Raw genomic sequence first — 18,253 nt, forward strand, 5'->3', positions numbered from 1 at the left:
CTTGACTTTTGTAACAGTTGATATTACAATCAAACTGAAATCCCATTTAGGAGGAAAACATGAAAGAATTTGATATTATTTCAATCGGTGGAGGTAGTGGAGGAATCGCTACAATGAACCGGGCTGGGGAGCACGGAGCGCGGGCTGCCGTCATTGAAGAAAAACAATTGGGTGGCACCTGTGTCAACAGAGGATGTGTGCCTAAAAAGATTATGTGGTATGGTGCACAAATTGCAGAAGCTATTCGCGATTATGGACCAGACTATGGATTTACTTCTGAACAAATGAGATTTGATTTTGAAACCTTAAGAAAGAATCGCGAAGCCTATATTGATCGTTCTCGCAATTCCTATGATGGCAGTTTCAAACGCAATGAGGTTGAACGAATTGAAGGACGTGCCCGTTTTGTAGATGCTCATACGGTTGAGGTCAATGGGGAAACCATTAAGGCCAAGCATATCGTAATTGCTACCGGTGCCCATCCTTTTATTCCTTCTGTTCCTGGAGCTGAATTTGGCGAAACGTCTGATGATGTCTTTGCTTGGGAAGAACTTCCTACATCTGTTGCCATTATTGGAGCTGGCTACATTGCAGTGGAACTAGCCGGTGTGCTCCATGCCCTAGGTGTTCAGACCGATCTCTTCGTTCGCGGTGATCGTCCCTTAAGAAAGTTTGATTCCTACATTGTCGATGGCTTAATGGAAGAAATGGAAAAACAAAACCTTCCGCTTCACAAACATAAGGTTCCCATGAAGCTTGAAAAATTTGAAGACGGTCGTGTGAAGATTTATTTTGAGGATATGACCAGCCACGTGGCAGATCATGTTATCTGGGCAACAGGGCGAAAACCAAACGTCCAGGATCTCAATCTAGAAGCTGCAGGCGTCACCTTAAATGAAAAAGGATTCATTGCAGTGGATGAATACCAGAATACAGTTATTCCAGGAATCTATGCTCTTGGGGATGTTACAGGAGAAAAAGAATTAACTCCTGTCGCTATTAAAGCTGGACGTACTCTTTCTGAACGACTATTCAATGGAAAAGTCAATGCCAAAATGGATTATACAAACATCCCAACCGTTGTCTTTTCTCACCCCGCTATCGGTACCGTTGGCTTAACAGAGGAAGAAGCCCAGCAAACTTATGGAAAAGAGAATATTAAAGTCTATACTTCTCAATTTGCTTCCATGTACACTGCTGTAACCCAACATCGCCAGCAAGCAAAATTCAAACTCATCACTGCTGGTCCCGAAGAAAGGGTCGTTGGCCTTCATGGTCTTGGATACGGAGTCGATGAAATGATCCAAGGATTTGCAGTTGCTATCAAGATGGGAGCGACAAAAGCCGATTTCGATGCAACTGTCGCCATTCACCCAACCGGATCCGAAGAATTTGTGACAATGAGATAAAAAATAAGAGGCTGGGACAAAAGTCCTAGCCTCTCAATTGTTTTTGGATTGTCGAGCAAGACGCAGTGATTGAGTGGGCTCTAATACGCTGATTTCATCAGCTTTTACAGCCCTACTCAACTGTGCGGAGGTGGGACGACGAAATCGAATTCTATCAAATTACCGATTTCTGTCCCACTCTCTTTTTCTTTGTTTATGGTAAGATGGCAATGGCACGAACAGGTGAACCAGTTGCCTTGTCCCAGTGAGGGAAAGCAATCGAAATCAAAGCACCTACAGCTGGAACTTGGTCCAATTGGTTCAAGACTTCTACTTGGTAGATATTTTGTTCCAAAAGGTAGTATTCATTGACCAAGCCATGCTCTGCTGCTGGAATACCTGCATCGGTGTCAAAGGTTTCATGGCCCACAGCCTTGACATGGCGTTCATGAATCAAGAATTCCAAGGCTTCACGGCTCCATCCTGGACTTTGTTGAACCCCATTTTCGTCTAGGTTACGCATAGCATCTTGATCTGGCCAACGTTTTGACCAATCACTACGGAAGGCAACAAAAGCACCCTCAACAATTTGTCCATGCTCTGCCTCAAAGTCTAAGATATCTTGTTTGCTCAAGATAAAGTTTGGATTGGCTGCAACTTCTTTAGACTTGTCGATAACATAAAGTGGCAAGAGGAGATCTTTGAGGTCAATCTCATCCAACCAACGACCACCTTCTACAAAGTGAATCGGTGCATCGATATGCGTTCCGTATTGACCAACCACTGTAAATTTTTGAACATGGAAACCATCTTTTAATGTGAAAAGATCTTCTTGTTGCAAGGCAGGAAGGGCTGGGAAGTGTGGACTTTCCGCATTGATTTGGTGACTCAAGTCCACCCATTTTTTAGCTTGCAATTCTTTATAAATACTTAGTAAATCTGACATGTTTCTTCCTCCTTATTCGCCCCAAACTTCAGCGACAATTTCTTTAATCAAACCGATTTTTTTCCATTGGTCTTCTTCTGTCAAAATGTTTCCTTCTTCTGTCGAAGCAAAGCCACACTGAGTAGATAGGTAAAGATTTTCCAACGGAACATACTGACTCGCTTCTTTAATACGAGCAATCACTTCGTCCTTGTTCTCCAATTGACCACTCTTAGATGTCAAGAGGCCTAATACCACTCCTTTACCAGGGGTTACTTCTGCAAGTGGTTCAAAACCACCAGCCCGATCAGTATCAAACTCTAGGAAGTAAGCATTGACGGCTTCTTCTCCAAGGAGTTCTTTGGCAATCGGAGCATAACCACCTGATGAAGCCCAAGTGGAATGGAAGTTCCCACGACAAACGTGCGTATTGACGGTCAAACCAGCTGGAACATGTTGGTAGACATCGTTGTTAAAGGTCAAGAAGAGATCAGCGAGTTCTCGGCGAACCTCATCTTTTGACTTGCCTTGAGCTGCTCCCCAAGCCGTCAAGAAATTATCGTCTACCAAGACACCCCAAGTACAGTCATCCACTTGAAGGGTCCTAAGTCCAGCGTCATACAAATCTTGAATCACTTGAAGATAGGCTTGCTTGATGTCTTCACGAACAGCCGCAAAATCAGGATAGATGGTATTCAATTGTTCTACATGTTCGGCATCACGGATCAATTCAAAATAGAATTGCGCAGGTGCTGGAATGGTATATTTAGCCTCTACACCATCTACATCTGCTACAAGATCCCGCAAGAACTTGTAATGCTCTACAAATGGATGATTGGCTCCTGTGATTTTTCCAACGACAAGTGCTGAGTCCGCCTTGGTTGTTTCATCATGGAATTGATAGCCTTGAGCGGCTTGGACGTGATCAATGCCACCAAAGCCCCAGAAGAAATCCAAATGCCAATAAGCACGGCGGAATTCTCCATCTGTTACTGACTTCAGACCAGCAGCAATTTCTTTTTCAACAAGGTCACGAATCGCCTGATCTTCTACTTTTGTTAAGTCAGCCTGACTGATTTTTCCAGCTGCGAAATCTTCACGAGCCTGAACCAAAGTGGCTGGACGAAGGAATGAACCAACATGGTCTACGCGATAAGGTGCATGTGTATGTGTCAATATGATTTCCTCTTTCCTATAACTTTTACATTAATTCATCAATGCAACCATTATAGCAGTCCAACACTTGATAAACAAGGGATTGGGATAATCTAATATCTTTTATATCTATATAGTCTTAGACTATGACAAAAAAAGAAGTCCTTGAAGGACCCCTTTTCTTAATTTTTAAATGCATTGAGCATGACTTGGAACTCTTCGTTCGTGAGTGTAATACCTTTTCCCATCTTTGTATGGTCGGGACTCCAGGTCCGGATATCATACTTAGCAGGAGCACCGTTAAAACTCACACGGTTCAATTCTTTGGTCCAACCCTTGTCATTTTCTGACAAGACCAGCAAATGTTCTTCGATTTGGAATGAAAATTCTGCCATTTCACGACTCCTTTCTTGCCTTCTCATCTCTAATATTCGTAAATTATTTACAAAATCGTTGAAATTATCTATAATATATTGTATCAAGTTATGGAGAATTTAGCTATGAAAAAATTTCTCGAGATCGTTAAAGACCGAGCAAATGAATTTTTCAATGGAAAAGTCAGTACCCCTGCCCCATTAGAAGATGAGAGAATTATTGAAATCATTCAACAAGCATTGCGAAAAAAACAAGGGGTACATGTTATTTTTTCAAATAAGAGTTTTACAGGCGATATTGTCAAGTATGACCAGGAGCGCCGACAACTGATCGTGAAAAATTTTAAAAAGAGTATGTCAACGATTATTCGGATTTCTGAGATCCAGAAAATCAGTTTGGTCCCCAATAATATTCGCATCGCCCAACAAAAAGGAGAGGTTTAACCCTCTCTTTTATATTGAAGACAAACGTCATTTTTGGCGTTTGTTTTTATTACTTTCAATCTCATTTTCAAAATTTATTTGAGTATCATAAAATATTCTATCAAATTTTAACTTTTAACTTTTTAACCTAGTAAAAAGTTAAAAGTCCATTACATACTACTAGTATTGACGTTGCCTTGATTAAAAAGGTTACTAAATCTTTCATAATTACATTATCTATTTAAAGAAAAATATTAGTAATAAATTATGTAAATTCAATCTAATCTCTAATCACCATAAGTATGCTCCCATTTTTTCATTTCTTCAACGATACTTCTTAGAGCAATACCTTTTTTTGTCATTTTATATTCAACCTGTGGAGGCGATGTCGGTAAAACTTTTCTTGATAAAATACCTTCTTGCTCAAAATCATGTAATCGTTGAGCTAATATTCTAGGATTAATACCTTCTACACTACGCAAAAGACTACTATAATGTATATTACCATCAATAATTTCAGATAAGATCTCAAGAGTAAATTTACCTTTTAGTAAATTCAAAACCCTTCTTGCTGGACAAATTGATTTTTTCAAAGATTGCTTCTTGCAAGTCTCCATTCATTTCCTCCTTTTTTGATAGTTACTATACTTTTTTTCCCTTCTTGTTTCAGAAATTATTACATGATAAGCTAATTATATCATTTGAAAGGGGAAATTACTATGGATATTACAACTAAGTTTGACCGTATCAAAGATATTCTCGGTTGCGCTGATGGAAGATACTTTGGCACTGGATATACTCAAGTAAAATATTTTCAGAAAGTTAAATATATTGCTTTTGATTGATAAATGAAAATTGGTTTGATGAAATAACGGAGGAAGCTTGATGAAAAAAACAAATACAAAAGCGTCAGCTTATCTACTTTTTATTCTTTCACTAGGATACATTATGGCGGTCCTAGATACAACCGGAGTGGTTCTTGCTGTTCCCCATATTGAAACAGCTATGAGCGTCTCATTAGAGCAATCCATTTGGATTATTAACGCTTATACACTAGCTTTAGGCTCTTTACTCCTACTTTCAGGAAATCTAACAACAAAATATGGTGCTAAACGAATTTTATTATTTGGAATGACAATTTTTACACTTGCCTCATTTGGGTGCTCTTTTTCACCAAATATTGAAACATTAATCATACTTAGATTCGTTCAAGGTTTCGGTGCTTCTTTGTTTATGCCTAGTTCATTAGCACTTTTATTCATTTCATACCCTGATTCTACTAAAAGAGCACGTATGTTAGGAATTTGGACAGCAATTATTTCTGTTGCAACCGGTACTGGTTCTTTTATTGGTGGACTAATTATTAACTACTTCGGATGGAGGGGTATTTTCTTAATCAATATTCCATTGGGAATTTTGACAGTAATTTCAATATTACTTCTCGTGAAAAACAATATTGCTAATCCAAAGACCAGAATTGACATTTTCAGTAATATATTTCTTGTTGCAACTATCGGAAGTCTAGTTATTTACCTTGTTGAAGGGAATCAATATGGCTATAGTAACCTAAATCTTTTATTGTTTCTTCTCCTGTTTATATTATTTACTGTTGGTTTAGTAGTCCACGATAAAAAAAGTAAAGCACCTATTGTTCCCCACCAACTATTAAAAAATGCTAAGTTTATTGTCTCTAATCTGTTAGGTTTAGTAGTTAACATTTCATTATATGGTATTGTTTTGGTACTAGGACTTTATTTTCAAACTTATTTAAACCTCTCCTCAATGGTTTCTGGACTCCTCATTCTACCAGGAATGATTGTCTTAATTATTGGTAATTTATTTTACGCACGTGCTGTAAAACGATTTTCCGTGGGAAGCCTCGCTACTGTCTCAATTATTTTTGCCATTGTAGGAGCAGCAGGAATTTTTGGAATTGGAGTCCTTTTTCATGAAATTCAACTATACATCCTAATCCCTTTATTTTCTTTAATGAGCCTTGGTATCGGAGTGTTAACTCCAGCAACTACTACCATTCTTATGGAAGCTGCTGGTCAAGAATTATCTGGAATTGCTGGTGCAACTTTAAACGCTAACAAACAAATTGGTGGACTTTTTGGTACAACAATTATGGGGATTCTAACTACTAATTTATCCCATAATTGGAATATGGTTATCGTTGTCGCATTTTTGGTTAACGTGATAATGTATATTGCTACTTGGTTAATTGCTAGTCGTTACCTTTATGGAAAAGAATAAAACCAAACAGAATGCATTCAATTTAAAAGTTGATTACACAGATTGAAGAAAAAGTCCATTTTAGACAATTTTCTTCAATCTTTTTTCATAATCTTATAAATAAAAAACTCTTACAAATGCTATTATGTGGACATTCCTAAGAGTCTTTACTATATGGTAATCAAAATGGTAATCAAACTCTAAAGGAGAAGTTTTTCTAGTCCTAATAGAGTTTGTCTATATTCTGAAGAGAGGTTTAACCCTCTCTTTTTTTGTTATACTCGAACAGTTTTACTTGCCCCATCTTTTGAGTAGAGATTGATTAAGCCCTCCTGGCAAGAACGAATCATATCTCCTGGCTTGACTTCTTGTGGGACGGTGATCGTAAGAAGTTCCATCGGATTTGGCGCGCGATCAATCTTCACTCCATCCTTATCATGCAAGTCTTGGATCTGGCATTCAAAATGACGGAAGCCTGGTCCGTAGAATTCCACTTGGTCGCCTTCATTGATGACATTCCGTTGGCGAATCGTCGCAGTCATGGTAGATGGATCAAAGTCAACCACTTCTCCTACAAATTTGTATTGAGGAATCTTACGACGTGCCCCAAACAATTGTTCGTTTTCAGTCGGTGTTTGGTAGTAGAATCCAGTTGCCAATTCACGTTGAGCAACTTTCCACAATTCATTGATCAAATCATCCTTGATGGCATAAAAGGCTTCTGGACTTTCCATATAAGCATCACAAGCTGCCTTGTAACAGTTGGCTACTGTTGATACGTAATGGACAGATTTCATCCGGCCTTCAATCTTCAAGCTATCAACCCCATTATCAATCATGTCTGGAATATTTTCGATCATACACATGTCCACGGCTGACATAGAGTATTCTTCTGGGACTTGCCCTTTGATACTCTTGCGTTCTTGGCCAAATGGCATATCGTAGAGATCGTATTTCCAACGACAAGATTGAGAACAACCACCACGGTTTGCATCCCGGTCAGACATGTGGTTAGAAAGGGTACAACGTCCGGAATAAGAAATACACATGGCTCCATGAACGAAGGCTTCGATCTCAAGATCGGTACGCTTACGGATCTCTGCCAACTCTTCCATGGATACCTCACGGGCCAAGACCACACGGGTCAAGCCATATTCTTTCCAGAAATGGAAGGTCTCCACATTAGTCGCAGAAGCTTGCGTAGACAAGTGGATATTGAGGCCAGGTGCATAGGTTGCACAGATTTCAATCAAGGCCGGGTCTGAAACAATCACGGCATCAAGGCCCATATCCCGTAATTCACGGAACCACTCACCAGCCCCTTGTTCATTTCCCTCATGGGTCACCATGTTTGAAGCGACGTGCACATCCACTCCACGGGCATGAGCATACTCAATTCCTTCACGAAGCTCATCCATGGTGAAGTTTCCGGCACGGCTACGCAAACCATAGGCTTGTCCACCAACGAACACTGCGTCTGCCCCATAATTAACGGCAACTTTTAACTTTTCTAATGTTCCAGCAGGTACCAAGACCTCTGGACGTTTTTTTGTATTTGTCATGTTTTCTCCAATTTACAAGATTGTCGATATGATGAATAGCCTCTTCGTTCCCTGAAAAAGGAAAACTCACAAACGAAGAAGCCATAGTTTTTTATTATTTTACACGATCTGGTTCATAATCATAGAAACCAGTATCCAAACCACGATTAGCTGGATGTAATTTGCGGATTTCTTCATCAAACAGATAGGCTTGATCCTGTGTAAATGTTCCTTTTTGAATCAAATCACGGGCCTTGACAAAGTACTCTGTAATCTTGACAAAGTTTTCCCCCGGACAGTAGACACCATCGAGTTTCCAATGATCAAATCCGTGTTCTACCAACTCAGACAATTTGGTCATCATATTCAAGTCATTATTTGAGAAGATATGGGTTCCATGTTTGTCCTCGTAGACTGAATAATGAGAATTTGGATCTCCTGGTTCTGCTAAGAACAGGTCGCGATCTTTGGTTACAGAGTCCTCTGTCTTGATGAAGTTGTAATAATTCTGAAGAAGAGGTCGTTTCGAATGGTGGATAATGCTAGCACCATAGACCAAGACTTCCGCTGGAATCTGAAGATTCTCAGCCATTACGAATAATTCGGCAGATGGAATCTCACGAGCCAAAACAGCCTCAGAAGCTCCTGCTTGTTTTCCCCAGAAATTGATCTGGCGGCTAGAAGTGACCATGGTTGAGGCATCGTAAATCGTTTTGAATGGATAGCCATCTCGTTTCAAGACATAAAAAACGCCCGCATCTCCGACAGTAATATAATCAGCCTGAATTTCCTTTAGAAAATCTAGGAAAGGCTTGATTGAATCCATCATCGATTGGTGCATCAGTGCATTTACAGCTACTGTCAATTCTTTGCCAGTAGCATGGACCAGTTGGGCAATTCGATTTATTTCGTCATAGCTTAAAGTTTGAGGCAATCGTAATCCGTAATCTTTTTCACCGACATAGATTCGGTCAACCCCTGCATCAATCAGGGCTTGCGCTTGCTCAACACTCTCTGCTGTTGCTGTAATAATAATATTTTTCATAGAACTATTATAACAAAAATTCCGATATTCTAGAAAAATTTATTCATATTGTAAAATTTGTAACATTTTTGTAACATTTATATTCCTGAATTCATGATAGAATAATAGAGTACTGTTAGGAGAGAGAAAATGCCCGTAAGAAATTTAAGACACTATGATGAAGAATTCGATTATATCGAATTAACCAAACAAACCCAAGAAACCCCTATTCAGGACTATGCTCCTGAAGTTGAACCCGCACCTCAATTAAGTGAATTGCTATATTTTTTAAATATCGCTATTTTCTGTGTGTTGACGGTTGTATTTAGTTTTGTCTTTTTAGCAACAAAAATGAATACCTTCTTTGCGTTTGCTTTAGCGATTGGTTCTAGCTTTGCTAGTATTCAAGGGTTCCGAATTTACTACAATAAACGAAAAAAATAAAAATCAGGTTCGCCTGATTTTTTTATTTACTCGAATTTTTTTAATTGGAATAACAATTGGAAGACAAAACTTAGCTGCCAATTACTGTCTTACCTTCCATAAAAAATGAGGCTCACTGAGCTTGGTTTGAGAACGTAGACAAACAGTTCTTCAATTATAAATCCCTAAGTTGTCAAATTAAGTTAGACTTTTCATGTAACTCAGAAAAAGTTGATATGGTGTTTGATAATTCAAAGACTTCCCAGGAATTCTATAAGAATAAATACTTTTTATGAGTTAAAGTTATTCAATCATCTATCGAAACTTTCCGCCGTGAGAAAAGTGCCTGAAACATAATTGTTTCAGGCACTCGGGAGTTTTGAAACTTTAGGTTCAAAACTAAGTCATGGAACTTCTTTGAAGTTCGCTGACGTCCGTACTCACTTAAGGAAAGTTTCTAAGATGAATTTATCTTCAATCTGAAAAGAGGCTCAGCTAGCCTCATTTTTTTATGCTTCTTTTGTTTCTTCTTCAGAATCTTTTGCATCCAACTCTAACACGATGTCTTCTGATTCTGTTTGTTTGCGAATGGATTGAACCAAGTCATTGCCACTTAGATTTTCTTTTTGAAGTTTATCCTTAAATGAGTGATAGACTTCTTGAGATTTTTCAACCACATCTTGCGTTTTTTCTTTGACAGATTCCAAAACAGTTCCTGTCGTAATTTCTCCAGATCCAACTTTTTCTTTGGTTTGTTGGATCACTTCTGCAGCTTGTTTTGAAACATCCTTCGCAGTTTGTTTAACGGATTCGTGTACTTCTTGAGGATCCTCTTGATAATCTTTTACGAATCGTGCAACTTTTTTAGTGACTTTCTTTCCTTGCTCAGTTGATAAATAGTAGGCTGCTGAAGCACCTGAAATGACACCAATTAATAAACTAGATAAACGTCCCATATTCTTCCTCGATTCTATTTAAATAATTTTGAAGCCATCTTAATCGCTTTTAATCCGATAGAGGCTTTCACTGTTTTTCCACCAGCTGACACTGCTTTGACACTCAATTGACGGGCTTGATCATTCAAATCTGAAACAGACTCGGAAAGATCCGCTACGGCTGTAAAGAGTGGGTCAATCGTTGCAACTTTTTGATTCAAATCATCCGTTAAAACATTGACTTTTGCCAATAGATCATTGGTCTGATGCAAGGTGACATTGACATCTGATGTCAAAACTTGGATGGTTTTTTGCGTCTCATCTACAACTTTTCCAATCTTTGAGAGGAAAAAAATCATATAAATGACAAGCGCTACTAAGGCAAGTCCTAAGAGACCGTAGGCAATTTCAATAAACATATGTTACTCCTTTGTTTCTACATAATAAGGGGCTTTTTTGCGACGTTGGTAAAGGATGACGGCAAGTCCAACTAGAATCAGGATCATCGACAACCACTGGGAAACACGTAAGCCAGCAAACATCAAGCTATCCGTCCTCATTCCTTCGATGATCATCCGACCAAAACCATACCAGATAAGGTAAAAGGCTGTGATCTCACCTTGTTGCAAAAATTGGGGCTTCCTACGAAGAATCAAGATCAAGAGAAATCCTAGCAGATTCCAACTGGATTCATATAAGAACGTTGGCTGACGGTAACTACCATCTATATACATTTGGTCTCGAATAAAAGAGGGCAAGTAGTTGAGGCTCTTAACAGCAGCTCCATAAGCTTCCTGGTTAAAGAAGTTTCCCCAGCGACCAATACTCTGTGCAACCATGACGCTTGGGGCTGCAATATCCAAAAAATCAATTGGCTCAATCAAGCGTCTGCGAGAGAATAGATACAAGACCAATGCACCTGTCAAGAGGCCACCATAAATCGCGATTCCTCCGTTCCAGATAGCAAAAATCTCACCAAGGTGCTGGCTATAGTAGCCCCATTCGAAAATAACGTAATAGAGTCTGGCCCCCACAATCGCAAGCGGAAAGGCGATCAAAATGAAATCAATGATATCATCTGGATTAATTTGCTTACGGGGAGCTTCTTTCATGGAAAGATACACAGCTAGAATCAAACCAGAAACAATACAAATCGCGTACCAACGAATACTGATCGGACCTAATTGAAGGGCTACTGGATTCATTCCTTCACCTCATTTTGACTAATCAACTGGGACAGACGTTCTTCAAAGGTTTTGGTGGCATCATAGCCCATTTCTTTAGCCCGAACATTCATAGCTGCTGCTTCGATCACGACCGAAATGTTCCGCCCTGTCTTAACAGGGATGCGAATCCGAGGAATGGTCACACCGCCGATTTCCAACTCTTCTGCATTATTACCAAGACGATCATAAACCTGATCCTTGGCATAATTTTCCAAGTAAACGGCAATTTGGACTTGTGAAGAATCCTTGACAGCACTGGCTCCGTAGAGACTCATGACATCGATAATCCCGACACCACGGATCTCTAGTAAGTGGCGTAGGATTTCAGCTGGCTCTCCCCAAAGGGTCATCTCGTCTCTCGCATAGATATCGACTCGGTCATCTGCTACGAGGCGGTGCCCCCGTTTGACAAGTTCCAGACCTGTCTCGCTTTTTCCGATTCCGCTATCTCCTTGGATCAAGACACCCATCCCATAAATATCCATCAAGACACCGTGTACACTCGTACGTTCTGCTAGCCGACTATCCAAATAGCTAGATAGCTCTCCAGATAAACGACTGGTCGCAACATTGCTCTTCAAAATGGCTAGTTGCTTCTCTTCCGCAGCTCGCAACATTTCTTCTGGAATTTCTAAATTCCGCGCGACAATGATGACAGGTGTCTCTGGCTGGAACATCTTGCGCAAGACCTGATGACGGTTATGAGAGCTCATCTTCACCAGGTAGGACCATTCTTTCATTCCTACAAGCTGAATCCGCTCAGGTGTGTAATAGTCAAAATAGCCCGTCATTTCAAGACCTGGACGTGAAATGTCCGCAGTCGTAATTTCCTTGCTTAAGAGGCTATCATTCCCATAAACAACCGATAGACGAAGCTTTTCCTGTATATCGCGAACAGTAACTGCCATATCATTCTCCCTTTTCAAATTCTCTCTCTATTATAGCAGATTTTCTCTTCAGACGAGAGACTGAAGCGTCATTTGAAAGATCCATTTTCAACTCCTTTTTAAGGCAAACAAAAAGAGGCCAAGACAAAGGTCTCCAACCTCTAGGAAATGATGGTAACATATGAAGAATGCTTTAGCCTTGGCCTTGCAAGAAATCTTTGATCATGGATTTGCTTCCAGTAGAGACCGCATAGACCTCCGCATTTGAAGGAAATGCGATCAATCCAAGCATAAAGGTGGCAGGTCCTCCCCCCAACAAGGAGAAAACCAGATACAAAACCGGCAGAAACAAAATCGAAAACCGATGAATTTGTGGGTCTCTTGCCCTTTCTGTTGGCAGAAACAAGAAGTAGAAGAGACTATTCCAAATGCCCAGTGGAAAAAGGAGCATTCCGATCAAAACTGTTCCAACTCCTTCACCAAAAACACGATTTAAAATGAAAAACTGTCCTATAAAACTGAAGAAGAGATATAGAATAAAAGCAAGGTAATAGAACTTCTGCTTCACTCGGATCTCCTTTTAGAAAAATGGACTATCATTCTGATCATGGATGGGTTCAGCCTCTTTTCTTCGACGAGGTCGAGGGCCATAGTCAAACATTTCCTGCTCCTCCTCGTCCTTATAAGGCAAGGTCGTATCTAACAGTAAATAGATAATCACACCGATAAAGGCATGAGAAACCGTAAAAAGAATAAATAAGAAGCGTAGGAGAGTTACGCTAAGACCAAATTTATCGGCTAAGCCAGCTAGCACACCTGAAACCAGGCGATGTCGTTTTAATTTGTAAAATGATGCTGTCATTTGATTTTCCTCTTTCTAGTTAGACCTATTTTAGCAGAGTCGAACTGGAAAGAGATCCGCCTAAAGACCGATTCTTACTCTTGTCTCATTTCAAGGAATTGCAGGCGGCTGCGACAGCGACCACAAGCATATTTCTTCAGATCGATTTTTCGCTTTCGTCTATACTCTTGGCCACAATGGGGACATTGATAGAGATAGATCCGCTTGACTCGCCTAGTTCTATCTGGTAGAGGAGGTGTGAAACGAAGACCGTCCACTTGCTGGAGGAGTTGCTTAAAGGCTAGATCTTTATGTCGATAGCCTTTACCTTGATCGTAAAGATGGTAATGGCAGAGCTCGTGGCGGACGATTTTGCGAAAGACCTCTAACCCGAAAACTTGGTATATTTTCGGGTTGAAATCAAGGTGTCGATCCTTGGGAAAGAAACGACCCCCAGTGGTTTGAAGACGTGAATTCCACTCTGCTCGATGACGGAATTCTCTCCCAAAATCTTCTAGGGATACTTGGCGCACATACTCAGTCAGATTCATTCGGAGCTACCAAACTGAGATTGACTTTTTCGCGTTCCACATCAATCTTCTTCACCCAGACGGTAACCAAATCACCTACTGAGACGACCTGGCTTGGATGCTTGATAAACTGCTTGCTCATATGGGAGATATGAATCAAGCCATCTTCGTGAATGCCAATATCGACAAAGGCTCCAAAGTCAACCACATTGCGCACAACCCCTTCTAATTTTTGGCCAATATGCAGGTCTTTAATATCCAAGACATCCTGACGGAGCACAGGTGCATCAAAGGAATCCCGCAAATCGCGACCTGGTTTTAGGAGATCGGCAATGATATCTTTTAGGGTTTCTGGTCCCAGATCCAGCTGAGTAGACATCTCCTTTATGTTCACAGCTTTTAATTTTTCCTGAGCTGATGCATCGAGGTCGGTCATTTCAAGAAGTTGAAAAAGTTTTTCAACTTCCTTGTAACTTTCAGGGTGAACGCCGGTATTATCCAAGATGTTTTTACTTTCAGGAATGCGTAAGAATCCAGCAGCCTGCTCGAAAGCCTTGGCGCCGAGGCGAGGCACTTTTTTAATCTGTGCTCGTGAAAGAATCATTCCTTCTTCTTCCCGGTATTTCACAATATTTTCAGAGATGGTTTTATTGAGTCCCGCTACATGCGCTAAGAGAGAGGGACTAGCCGTATTGATATTGACCCCAACTTGGTTGACGACAGTATCTACTACGAAATCCAAGCTTTCTGTCAGTTTTTTCTGATTGACATCGTGCTGGTATTGACCCACACCGATGGATTTGGCATCGATTTTTACCAATTCTGCTAGCGGATCTTGCAGGCGGCGGGCAATGGAAATAGCCGAGCGTTTTTCAACGGTTAATTCTGGGAATTCGTGACGGGCCAACTCACTAGCTGAATAGACAGATGCTCCGCTTTCATTGACAATAACATAGCGAACTCCTGGATGGTCATGGAGGACCTCTGCGACAAAGGCCTCACTTTCACGGCTGGCAGTTCCATTTCCAATCGCAATAATTTCTACTCCAAACTCCTTGATCAGGGAAGACAGATCCTTTTTAGCCTGCTCGATCTGAGCTGGTTTTGCAGGAGCAACTGGATAGATGACCTGGGTGGCAAGCATCTTTCCTGTCTCATCGACAACGGCTAGTTTAGCACCGGTCCGAAAGGCTGGGTCAAATCCAAGGACCACGCGCCCTTTTAATGGAGGAATGAGCAATAGATTCCGTAGATTCTCAGAGAACAATTGAATCGCTCCGTCTTCTGCCACCTCCGTCAACTCTGTCCGAATCCGACGTTCAATCGCAGGAACGATTTTTTTCTTAACCGCTTGTTGAATAACCTCATCCACATAGGCATTTTTGGTTTTAAAACGAGCCTCAAAGATACGAATGATCCGATCCAGTTGGTGCTCGAATCCGACTTTGAGAACGCCCAATTTTTCTCCACGATTGAGCGCCAGGGTCCGGTAGCCTTGCATATTCTTGATCTTCTCAGAAAAATCATAGTAGATTTCAAAGGTTTTCTTGGGATCTAAGCTTTCATCCTTCAAGGTTGACGTCATGAGGGAATGCCCATGAATTTCTTGATAGGTGAGGGCCCGTAATTGGGTATCCTCTGAAATAGCTTCTACCAAAATATCCACTGCACCAGCTAAAGCTGCGGTTTCAGTTGGGAAGGCCTCACAGGTAAATTTCTGAGCCTCTGCTTCCAAGTCTGGGCTATTTTGCAAAATGAGACGTGCCAAGGGGAAAAGTCCTGCTTCTCGTGCAATCGTCGCCTTGGTCCGCCGTTTTTCCTTATATGGGAGATAGAGCTCTTCGACATCCGCTAATTTTTCAGCAGCCTCAATAGCCTGCTTGAGCGCCTCTGTCAGTTTGCCTTGTTCCTCAATCTTAGCAAGGACGGTTTCCTTTCGTTCATCCAGAGCCGTTAACGATTTGTCCCGGTCAATAATGGCCTTGATCGCTACTTCATCTAAATTTCCCGTCATATCTTTTCGATAGCGGGCAATAAAAGGAATGGTTGAGCCTTCTGCGGTCAGACTCAATACGGTATCGATTTGTTTTAAGCTAACACCCAATTCTTGGGCTATTTTTTCATATTTATCCATAGCTTCTATTATAGCATATTTTCCTGCCATCAAAGGGGGAGTTCGCCTGTTCTGGTCTCTGTTTCAGGGATTTTTCATAGAATAATTTTGACCCTCATGTTCTTTCCTTTTATGCTCCATTTCCCCCTTGCTCTTTCCTTTTTGTTATAATGAAAGAAAATAAAAAGGAGGCCCAACAATGGCTATTAAATTCTCAAAAACAGATGATCTTGATAAAATGTTTGAAAATTTTGCGAGTTTTCCGGATGTAGAAAAGAAAGTAGAATTTCCTGAAGAAAAAAAGAAGGCAGAAACTGCTACAACTAAAGAAGCAAAGAAGGCTAAGTAATGACATTCTTTCAACACCTTCCCTCTAGCGTCTTGCAGGCTGGGGCTATTTTTCTCTCGATTATTATCGAGGCCCTACCGTTTGTCCTAATCGGAAGTATCATTTCAGGGATTATTGAGGTCTATATCACTCCCGAGAGGGTCTACCGCTTTCTTCCCAAGAATAAATTTGGGCGGATCTTCTTTGGGACCTTTATCGGCTTTATCTTTCCTTCCTGTGAATGTGGAATTGTTCCCATTATCAATCGCTTTCTAGAAAAGAAAGTCCCAAGTTATACTGCTGTTCCCTTTCTGGTGACAGCACCTGTCATCAATCCCATCGTTCTCTTTGCGACCTACTCAGCCTTTGGGAATTCTGTCAAGATGGCCCTCTACCGCGCCCTTGGTTCCCTACTGGTCGCAACGGTGCTAGGGATCTTTCTTGGTTTTATTCAGACAGATTCGATCCAAAAAGAACATCGTAAGGCTGTACATGAACATGATTTTAGTGGCTTGAGCAAAGGTCAAAAGCTCTTCCAAGTCTTGGTGCAAGCCATTGATGAATTCTTTGATACGGGACGTTACCTGGTATTTGGTTGCCTCTTTGCCAGCCTCGTCCAAGTCTATGTCCCAACACGGATCCTCACTTCGATCAGTGCAACACCGGTTATTGCTATTCTCCTTCTCATGGTCTTGTCCTTTCTCCTCTCACTTTGTAGCGAGGCGGACGCCTTTGTTGGATCCTCTCTTCTGACGAGTTTTGGAGTAGCACCTGTTCTTGCCTTTCTGGTGATTGGGCCTATGCTTGATGTTAAAAATCTCCTCATGATGAAAAATTATCTCAAGACCCGTTTTATCTGGCAATTTATCGGGATTGTGAGTGGAGTTGTGCTCCTTTATGCTTGGTTTGTGGGGGTAGTGCTATGATTCGTTTCTTGATATTAGCTGGCTATTTTGAGCTCACCATGTACCTGCAATTATCTGGTAAGCTCAATCAATACATCAACTTACACTATTCTTACTTGGCTTATATTTCCATGTTCTTGTCCTTTGTTTTAGCTCTTGTGCAGCTGATCATCTGGGTCAAGCAGATGAAGATCCACAGTCATCTCTCTGGCTTCTGGGCAAAAGTGGCGAGTATTTTCTTGCTCTGTATTCCTTTGTTTGTCGGGCTATTTTTCCCTACAGTGACACTGGATTCCCAAACAGTCTCTGCAAAAGGCTATCACTTCCCGGTTGCGGCTGGTTCTTCCAAGGAAATCCAGCAGGACGAAGGGACAACAACCCAGTATCTCAAACCAGATACTAGTAGCTATTTTACCAAATCTGCCTATGAGTCAGAAACGAAGCAGGCTGCAAAGAAATATGTTGATAAAAAAGTGATCCAGGTGACCACTGAGAATTACATGGAAGTCATGGAAGTTATTTATGATTATCCTGACCAATTTGCAGGAAAGACAATCGAGTTGACCGGCTTCGTATACAATGACCCCAATAACAAGGACAGCCAATTCCTCTTTCGCTTTGGGATCATCCACTGTATTGCAGATTCCGGAGTCTACGGTCTCTTAACGACAGGTGCTCCGCAGCATTTTGAAAACAATACCTGGATCCATGCGAAAGGAACCTTGTCCATTGAATACCACAAGCAGCTCAAGCAAAGCTTGCCTGTCCTCCACATTAGTGATTGCCAGACCATTACAAAACCGGCCAATCCATATGTCTACCGCGTATTCTGATGGAGTCACCAAGTTTCTTCGGTGGTCGATCCAAACAGCTTATAGCAGTTGAAGCTAGAATTCACATTGGTTCTAGCTTTTTCTATGCTTTCCTCTCAAATCCTCTAATCCAAGCGGAAAATATTCGGAACAACGATTCCATCAAAGAAATCTTGTAGATTTTATGG

The 18,253-nt window shown here is 40.9% G+C and carries 22 protein-coding genes; 8 read left to right on the forward strand and 14 right to left on the reverse strand.

What is annotated here, in order from left to right; genetic code table 11:
• Positions 1 to 59: 59 nt before the first annotated feature.
• Positions 60 to 1,409: a glutathione-disulfide reductase gene (gene gorA / locus HMPREF0833_RS04310; protein ID WP_013903882.1), complete on the forward strand. Its 1,350-nt coding sequence runs from the start codon at positions 60 to 62 to the stop codon at positions 1,407 to 1,409.
• A 193-nt stretch (positions 1,410 to 1,602) separates the two neighbouring features.
• Here the strand turns inward: gorA and HMPREF0833_RS04315 are convergent, their stop codons facing one another.
• The 3 genes from HMPREF0833_RS04315 to HMPREF0833_RS04325 all read right to left on the reverse strand — a co-directional run bounded on the left by HMPREF0833_RS04315 (position 1,603) and on the right by HMPREF0833_RS04325 (position 3,863).
• A complete protein-coding gene (locus tag HMPREF0833_RS04315; RefSeq protein ID WP_013903883.1) occupies positions 1,603 to 2,334 on the reverse strand; it encodes a cyclase family protein in 732 nt (243 codons plus the stop codon).
• Between the two features lie 12 nt (positions 2,335 to 2,346).
• Positions 2,347 to 3,489 carry a 5-methyltetrahydropteroyltriglutamate--homocysteine S-methyltransferase gene (locus tag HMPREF0833_RS04320; RefSeq protein ID WP_003015562.1) on the reverse strand — a complete coding sequence of 381 codons (1,143 nt, stop codon included), beginning with the start codon at positions 3,487 to 3,489 and terminating at the stop codon, positions 2,347 to 2,349.
• A 161-nt stretch (positions 3,490 to 3,650) separates the two neighbouring features.
• Positions 3,651 to 3,863 carry a YdbC family protein gene (locus HMPREF0833_RS04325; protein ID WP_041818320.1) on the reverse strand — a complete coding sequence of 71 codons (213 nt, stop codon included), beginning with the start codon at positions 3,861 to 3,863 and terminating at the stop codon, positions 3,651 to 3,653.
• Between the two features lie 90 nt (positions 3,864 to 3,953).
• On the opposite strand from HMPREF0833_RS04325, the gene HMPREF0833_RS04330 reads away from it, so the two are divergent.
• Positions 3,954 to 4,286, forward strand: coding sequence for a hypothetical protein (locus HMPREF0833_RS04330; RefSeq protein WP_013903885.1), 333 nt, complete (start codon positions 3,954 to 3,956; stop codon positions 4,284 to 4,286).
• A 266-nt stretch (positions 4,287 to 4,552) separates the two neighbouring features.
• Here HMPREF0833_RS04330 and HMPREF0833_RS04335 read toward each other — a convergent pair whose 3' ends face one another.
• Positions 4,553 to 4,882 carry a winged helix-turn-helix transcriptional regulator gene (locus tag HMPREF0833_RS04335; RefSeq protein WP_013903886.1) on the reverse strand — a complete coding sequence of 110 codons (330 nt, stop codon included), beginning with the start codon at positions 4,880 to 4,882 and terminating at the stop codon, positions 4,553 to 4,555.
• Between the two features lie 102 nt (positions 4,883 to 4,984).
• Between HMPREF0833_RS04335 and HMPREF0833_RS04340 the strand changes: the two genes are divergently transcribed.
• Positions 4,985 to 5,110 (forward strand): 3-hydroxyacyl-ACP dehydratase, encoded by a 126-nt coding sequence (locus HMPREF0833_RS04340; protein WP_013903887.1) that lies wholly within the window; start codon positions 4,985 to 4,987, stop codon positions 5,108 to 5,110.
• A gap of 40 nt (positions 5,111 to 5,150) precedes the next feature.
• Positions 5,151 to 6,521 carry an MFS transporter gene (locus HMPREF0833_RS04345; RefSeq protein WP_013903888.1) on the forward strand — a complete coding sequence of 457 codons (1,371 nt, stop codon included), beginning with the start codon at positions 5,151 to 5,153 and terminating at the stop codon, positions 6,519 to 6,521.
• A gap of 254 nt (positions 6,522 to 6,775) precedes the next feature.
• Here the strand turns inward: HMPREF0833_RS04345 and HMPREF0833_RS04350 are convergent, their stop codons facing one another.
• Positions 6,776 to 8,062 carry a peptidase U32 family protein gene (locus tag HMPREF0833_RS04350; RefSeq protein WP_003002878.1) on the reverse strand — a complete coding sequence of 429 codons (1,287 nt, stop codon included), beginning with the start codon at positions 8,060 to 8,062 and terminating at the stop codon, positions 6,776 to 6,778.
• A gap of 94 nt (positions 8,063 to 8,156) precedes the next feature.
• On the reverse strand, positions 8,157 to 9,086 hold the full coding sequence (locus HMPREF0833_RS04355; RefSeq protein ID WP_013903889.1) for a peptidase U32 family protein: 930 nt from the start codon (positions 9,084 to 9,086) through the stop codon (positions 8,157 to 8,159).
• A 129-nt stretch (positions 9,087 to 9,215) separates the two neighbouring features.
• Here HMPREF0833_RS04355 and HMPREF0833_RS04360 point away from each other — a divergent pair, with 129 nt between their 5' ends.
• A complete protein-coding gene (locus HMPREF0833_RS04360) occupies positions 9,216 to 9,509 on the forward strand; it encodes a DUF3270 family protein (protein WP_003015629.1) in 294 nt (97 codons plus the stop codon).
• A gap of 488 nt (positions 9,510 to 9,997) precedes the next feature.
• Here HMPREF0833_RS04360 and HMPREF0833_RS04365 read toward each other — a convergent pair whose 3' ends face one another.
• The 8 genes from HMPREF0833_RS04365 to HMPREF0833_RS04405 form a co-directional block, all read right to left on the reverse strand.
• Positions 9,998 to 10,444 carry a YtxH domain-containing protein gene (locus HMPREF0833_RS04365; RefSeq protein ID WP_013903890.1) on the reverse strand — a complete coding sequence of 149 codons (447 nt, stop codon included), beginning with the start codon at positions 10,442 to 10,444 and terminating at the stop codon, positions 9,998 to 10,000.
• A gap of 14 nt (positions 10,445 to 10,458) precedes the next feature.
• Positions 10,459 to 10,842 carry a DUF948 domain-containing protein gene (locus HMPREF0833_RS04370; protein ID WP_013903891.1) on the reverse strand — a complete coding sequence of 128 codons (384 nt, stop codon included), beginning with the start codon at positions 10,840 to 10,842 and terminating at the stop codon, positions 10,459 to 10,461.
• A gap of 3 nt (positions 10,843 to 10,845) precedes the next feature.
• On the reverse strand, positions 10,846 to 11,628 hold the full coding sequence (lgt, locus tag HMPREF0833_RS04375) for a prolipoprotein diacylglyceryl transferase (RefSeq protein WP_013903892.1): 783 nt from the start codon (positions 11,626 to 11,628) through the stop codon (positions 10,846 to 10,848).
• Positions 11,625 to 12,557, reverse strand: a complete 933-nt coding sequence (gene hprK, locus HMPREF0833_RS04380) for an HPr(Ser) kinase/phosphatase (protein WP_013903893.1) — start codon at positions 12,555 to 12,557, stop codon at positions 11,625 to 11,627. Before hprK ends, lgt begins: the two co-directional genes overlap by 4 nt.
• 172 nt (positions 12,558 to 12,729) lie before the next feature.
• Positions 12,730 to 13,104 carry a hypothetical protein gene (locus HMPREF0833_RS04390; RefSeq protein WP_013903895.1) on the reverse strand — a complete coding sequence of 125 codons (375 nt, stop codon included), beginning with the start codon at positions 13,102 to 13,104 and terminating at the stop codon, positions 12,730 to 12,732.
• A gap of 12 nt (positions 13,105 to 13,116) precedes the next feature.
• Positions 13,117 to 13,398 carry a PspC domain-containing protein gene (locus HMPREF0833_RS04395; protein ID WP_013903896.1) on the reverse strand — a complete coding sequence of 94 codons (282 nt, stop codon included), beginning with the start codon at positions 13,396 to 13,398 and terminating at the stop codon, positions 13,117 to 13,119.
• Between the two features lie 74 nt (positions 13,399 to 13,472).
• Positions 13,473 to 13,928: a SprT family protein gene (locus tag HMPREF0833_RS04400; RefSeq protein ID WP_013903897.1), complete on the reverse strand. Its 456-nt coding sequence runs from the start codon at positions 13,926 to 13,928 to the stop codon at positions 13,473 to 13,475.
• Positions 13,915 to 16,071 (reverse strand): Tex family protein, encoded by a 2,157-nt coding sequence (locus tag HMPREF0833_RS04405; RefSeq protein ID WP_013903898.1) that lies wholly within the window; start codon positions 16,069 to 16,071, stop codon positions 13,915 to 13,917. The genes HMPREF0833_RS04400 and HMPREF0833_RS04405 overlap by 14 nt, the downstream gene beginning before the upstream one ends.
• A gap of 148 nt (positions 16,072 to 16,219) precedes the next feature.
• Here HMPREF0833_RS04405 and HMPREF0833_RS10895 point away from each other — a divergent pair, with 148 nt between their 5' ends.
• Genes HMPREF0833_RS10895 through HMPREF0833_RS04415 form a run of 3 tightly spaced genes read left to right on the forward strand, consistent with a single transcriptional unit; the run spans position 16,220 to position 18,086 of the window.
• On the forward strand, positions 16,220 to 16,369 hold the full coding sequence (locus HMPREF0833_RS10895; protein ID WP_003005705.1) for an SPJ_0845 family protein: 150 nt from the start codon (positions 16,220 to 16,222) through the stop codon (positions 16,367 to 16,369).
• Positions 16,369 to 17,274, forward strand: coding sequence for a permease (locus HMPREF0833_RS04410; RefSeq protein WP_003015632.1), 906 nt, complete (start codon positions 16,369 to 16,371; stop codon positions 17,272 to 17,274). Before HMPREF0833_RS10895 ends, HMPREF0833_RS04410 begins: the two co-directional genes overlap by 1 nt.
• Positions 17,271 to 18,086 (forward strand): TIGR03943 family putative permease subunit, encoded by an 816-nt coding sequence (locus HMPREF0833_RS04415; protein WP_013903899.1) that lies wholly within the window; start codon positions 17,271 to 17,273, stop codon positions 18,084 to 18,086. The genes HMPREF0833_RS04410 and HMPREF0833_RS04415 overlap by 4 nt, the downstream gene beginning before the upstream one ends.
• Positions 18,087 to 18,253 lie beyond the last annotated feature (167 nt).

The organism is Streptococcus parasanguinis ATCC 15912 (assembly GCF_000164675.2).
GTDB lineage: Bacteria > Bacillota > Bacilli > Lactobacillales > Streptococcaceae > Streptococcus > Streptococcus parasanguinis.

Coding starts and splice junctions, on each gene's coding strand:
- HMPREF0833_RS04315 (WP_013903883.1), bottom strand. CDS start 2,334: ATGTCAGATTTACTAAGTATTTATAAAGAATTGCAAGCTAAAAAATGG.
- HMPREF0833_RS04415 (WP_013903899.1), top strand. CDS start 17,271: ATGATTCGTTTCTTGATATTAGCTGGCTATTTTGAGCTCACCATGTAC.
- HMPREF0833_RS04405 (WP_013903898.1), bottom strand. CDS start 16,071: ATGGCAGGAAAATATGCTATAATAGAAGCTATGGATAAATATGAAAAA.
- HMPREF0833_RS04370 (WP_013903891.1), bottom strand. CDS start 10,842: ATGTTTATTGAAATTGCCTACGGTCTCTTAGGACTTGCCTTAGTAGCG.
- lgt (WP_013903892.1), bottom strand. CDS start 11,628: ATGAATCCAGTAGCCCTTCAATTAGGTCCGATCAGTATTCGTTGGTAC.
- HMPREF0833_RS04335 (WP_013903886.1), bottom strand. CDS start 4,882: ATGGAGACTTGCAAGAAGCAATCTTTGAAAAAATCAATTTGTCCAGCA.
- gorA (WP_013903882.1), top strand. CDS start 60: ATGAAAGAATTTGATATTATTTCAATCGGTGGAGGTAGTGGAGGAATC.
- HMPREF0833_RS04410 (WP_003015632.1), top strand. CDS start 16,369: ATGACATTCTTTCAACACCTTCCCTCTAGCGTCTTGCAGGCTGGGGCT.
- HMPREF0833_RS10895 (WP_003005705.1), top strand. CDS start 16,220: ATGGCTATTAAATTCTCAAAAACAGATGATCTTGATAAAATGTTTGAA.
- HMPREF0833_RS04330 (WP_013903885.1), top strand. CDS start 3,954: ATGGAGAATTTAGCTATGAAAAAATTTCTCGAGATCGTTAAAGACCGA.
- HMPREF0833_RS04325 (WP_041818320.1), bottom strand. CDS start 3,863: ATGGCAGAATTTTCATTCCAAATCGAAGAACATTTGCTGGTCTTGTCA.
- HMPREF0833_RS04340 (WP_013903887.1), top strand. CDS start 4,985: ATGGATATTACAACTAAGTTTGACCGTATCAAAGATATTCTCGGTTGC.
- HMPREF0833_RS04345 (WP_013903888.1), top strand. CDS start 5,151: ATGAAAAAAACAAATACAAAAGCGTCAGCTTATCTACTTTTTATTCTT.
- HMPREF0833_RS04360 (WP_003015629.1), top strand. CDS start 9,216: ATGCCCGTAAGAAATTTAAGACACTATGATGAAGAATTCGATTATATC.
- HMPREF0833_RS04400 (WP_013903897.1), bottom strand. CDS start 13,928: ATGAATCTGACTGAGTATGTGCGCCAAGTATCCCTAGAAGATTTTGGG.
- HMPREF0833_RS04355 (WP_013903889.1), bottom strand. CDS start 9,086: ATGAAAAATATTATTATTACAGCAACAGCAGAGAGTGTTGAGCAAGCG.
- HMPREF0833_RS04365 (WP_013903890.1), bottom strand. CDS start 10,444: ATGGGACGTTTATCTAGTTTATTAATTGGTGTCATTTCAGGTGCTTCA.
- hprK (WP_013903893.1), bottom strand. CDS start 12,557: ATGGCAGTTACTGTTCGCGATATACAGGAAAAGCTTCGTCTATCGGTT.
- HMPREF0833_RS04395 (WP_013903896.1), bottom strand. CDS start 13,398: ATGACAGCATCATTTTACAAATTAAAACGACATCGCCTGGTTTCAGGT.
- HMPREF0833_RS04350 (WP_003002878.1), bottom strand. CDS start 8,062: ATGACAAATACAAAAAAACGTCCAGAGGTCTTGGTACCTGCTGGAACA.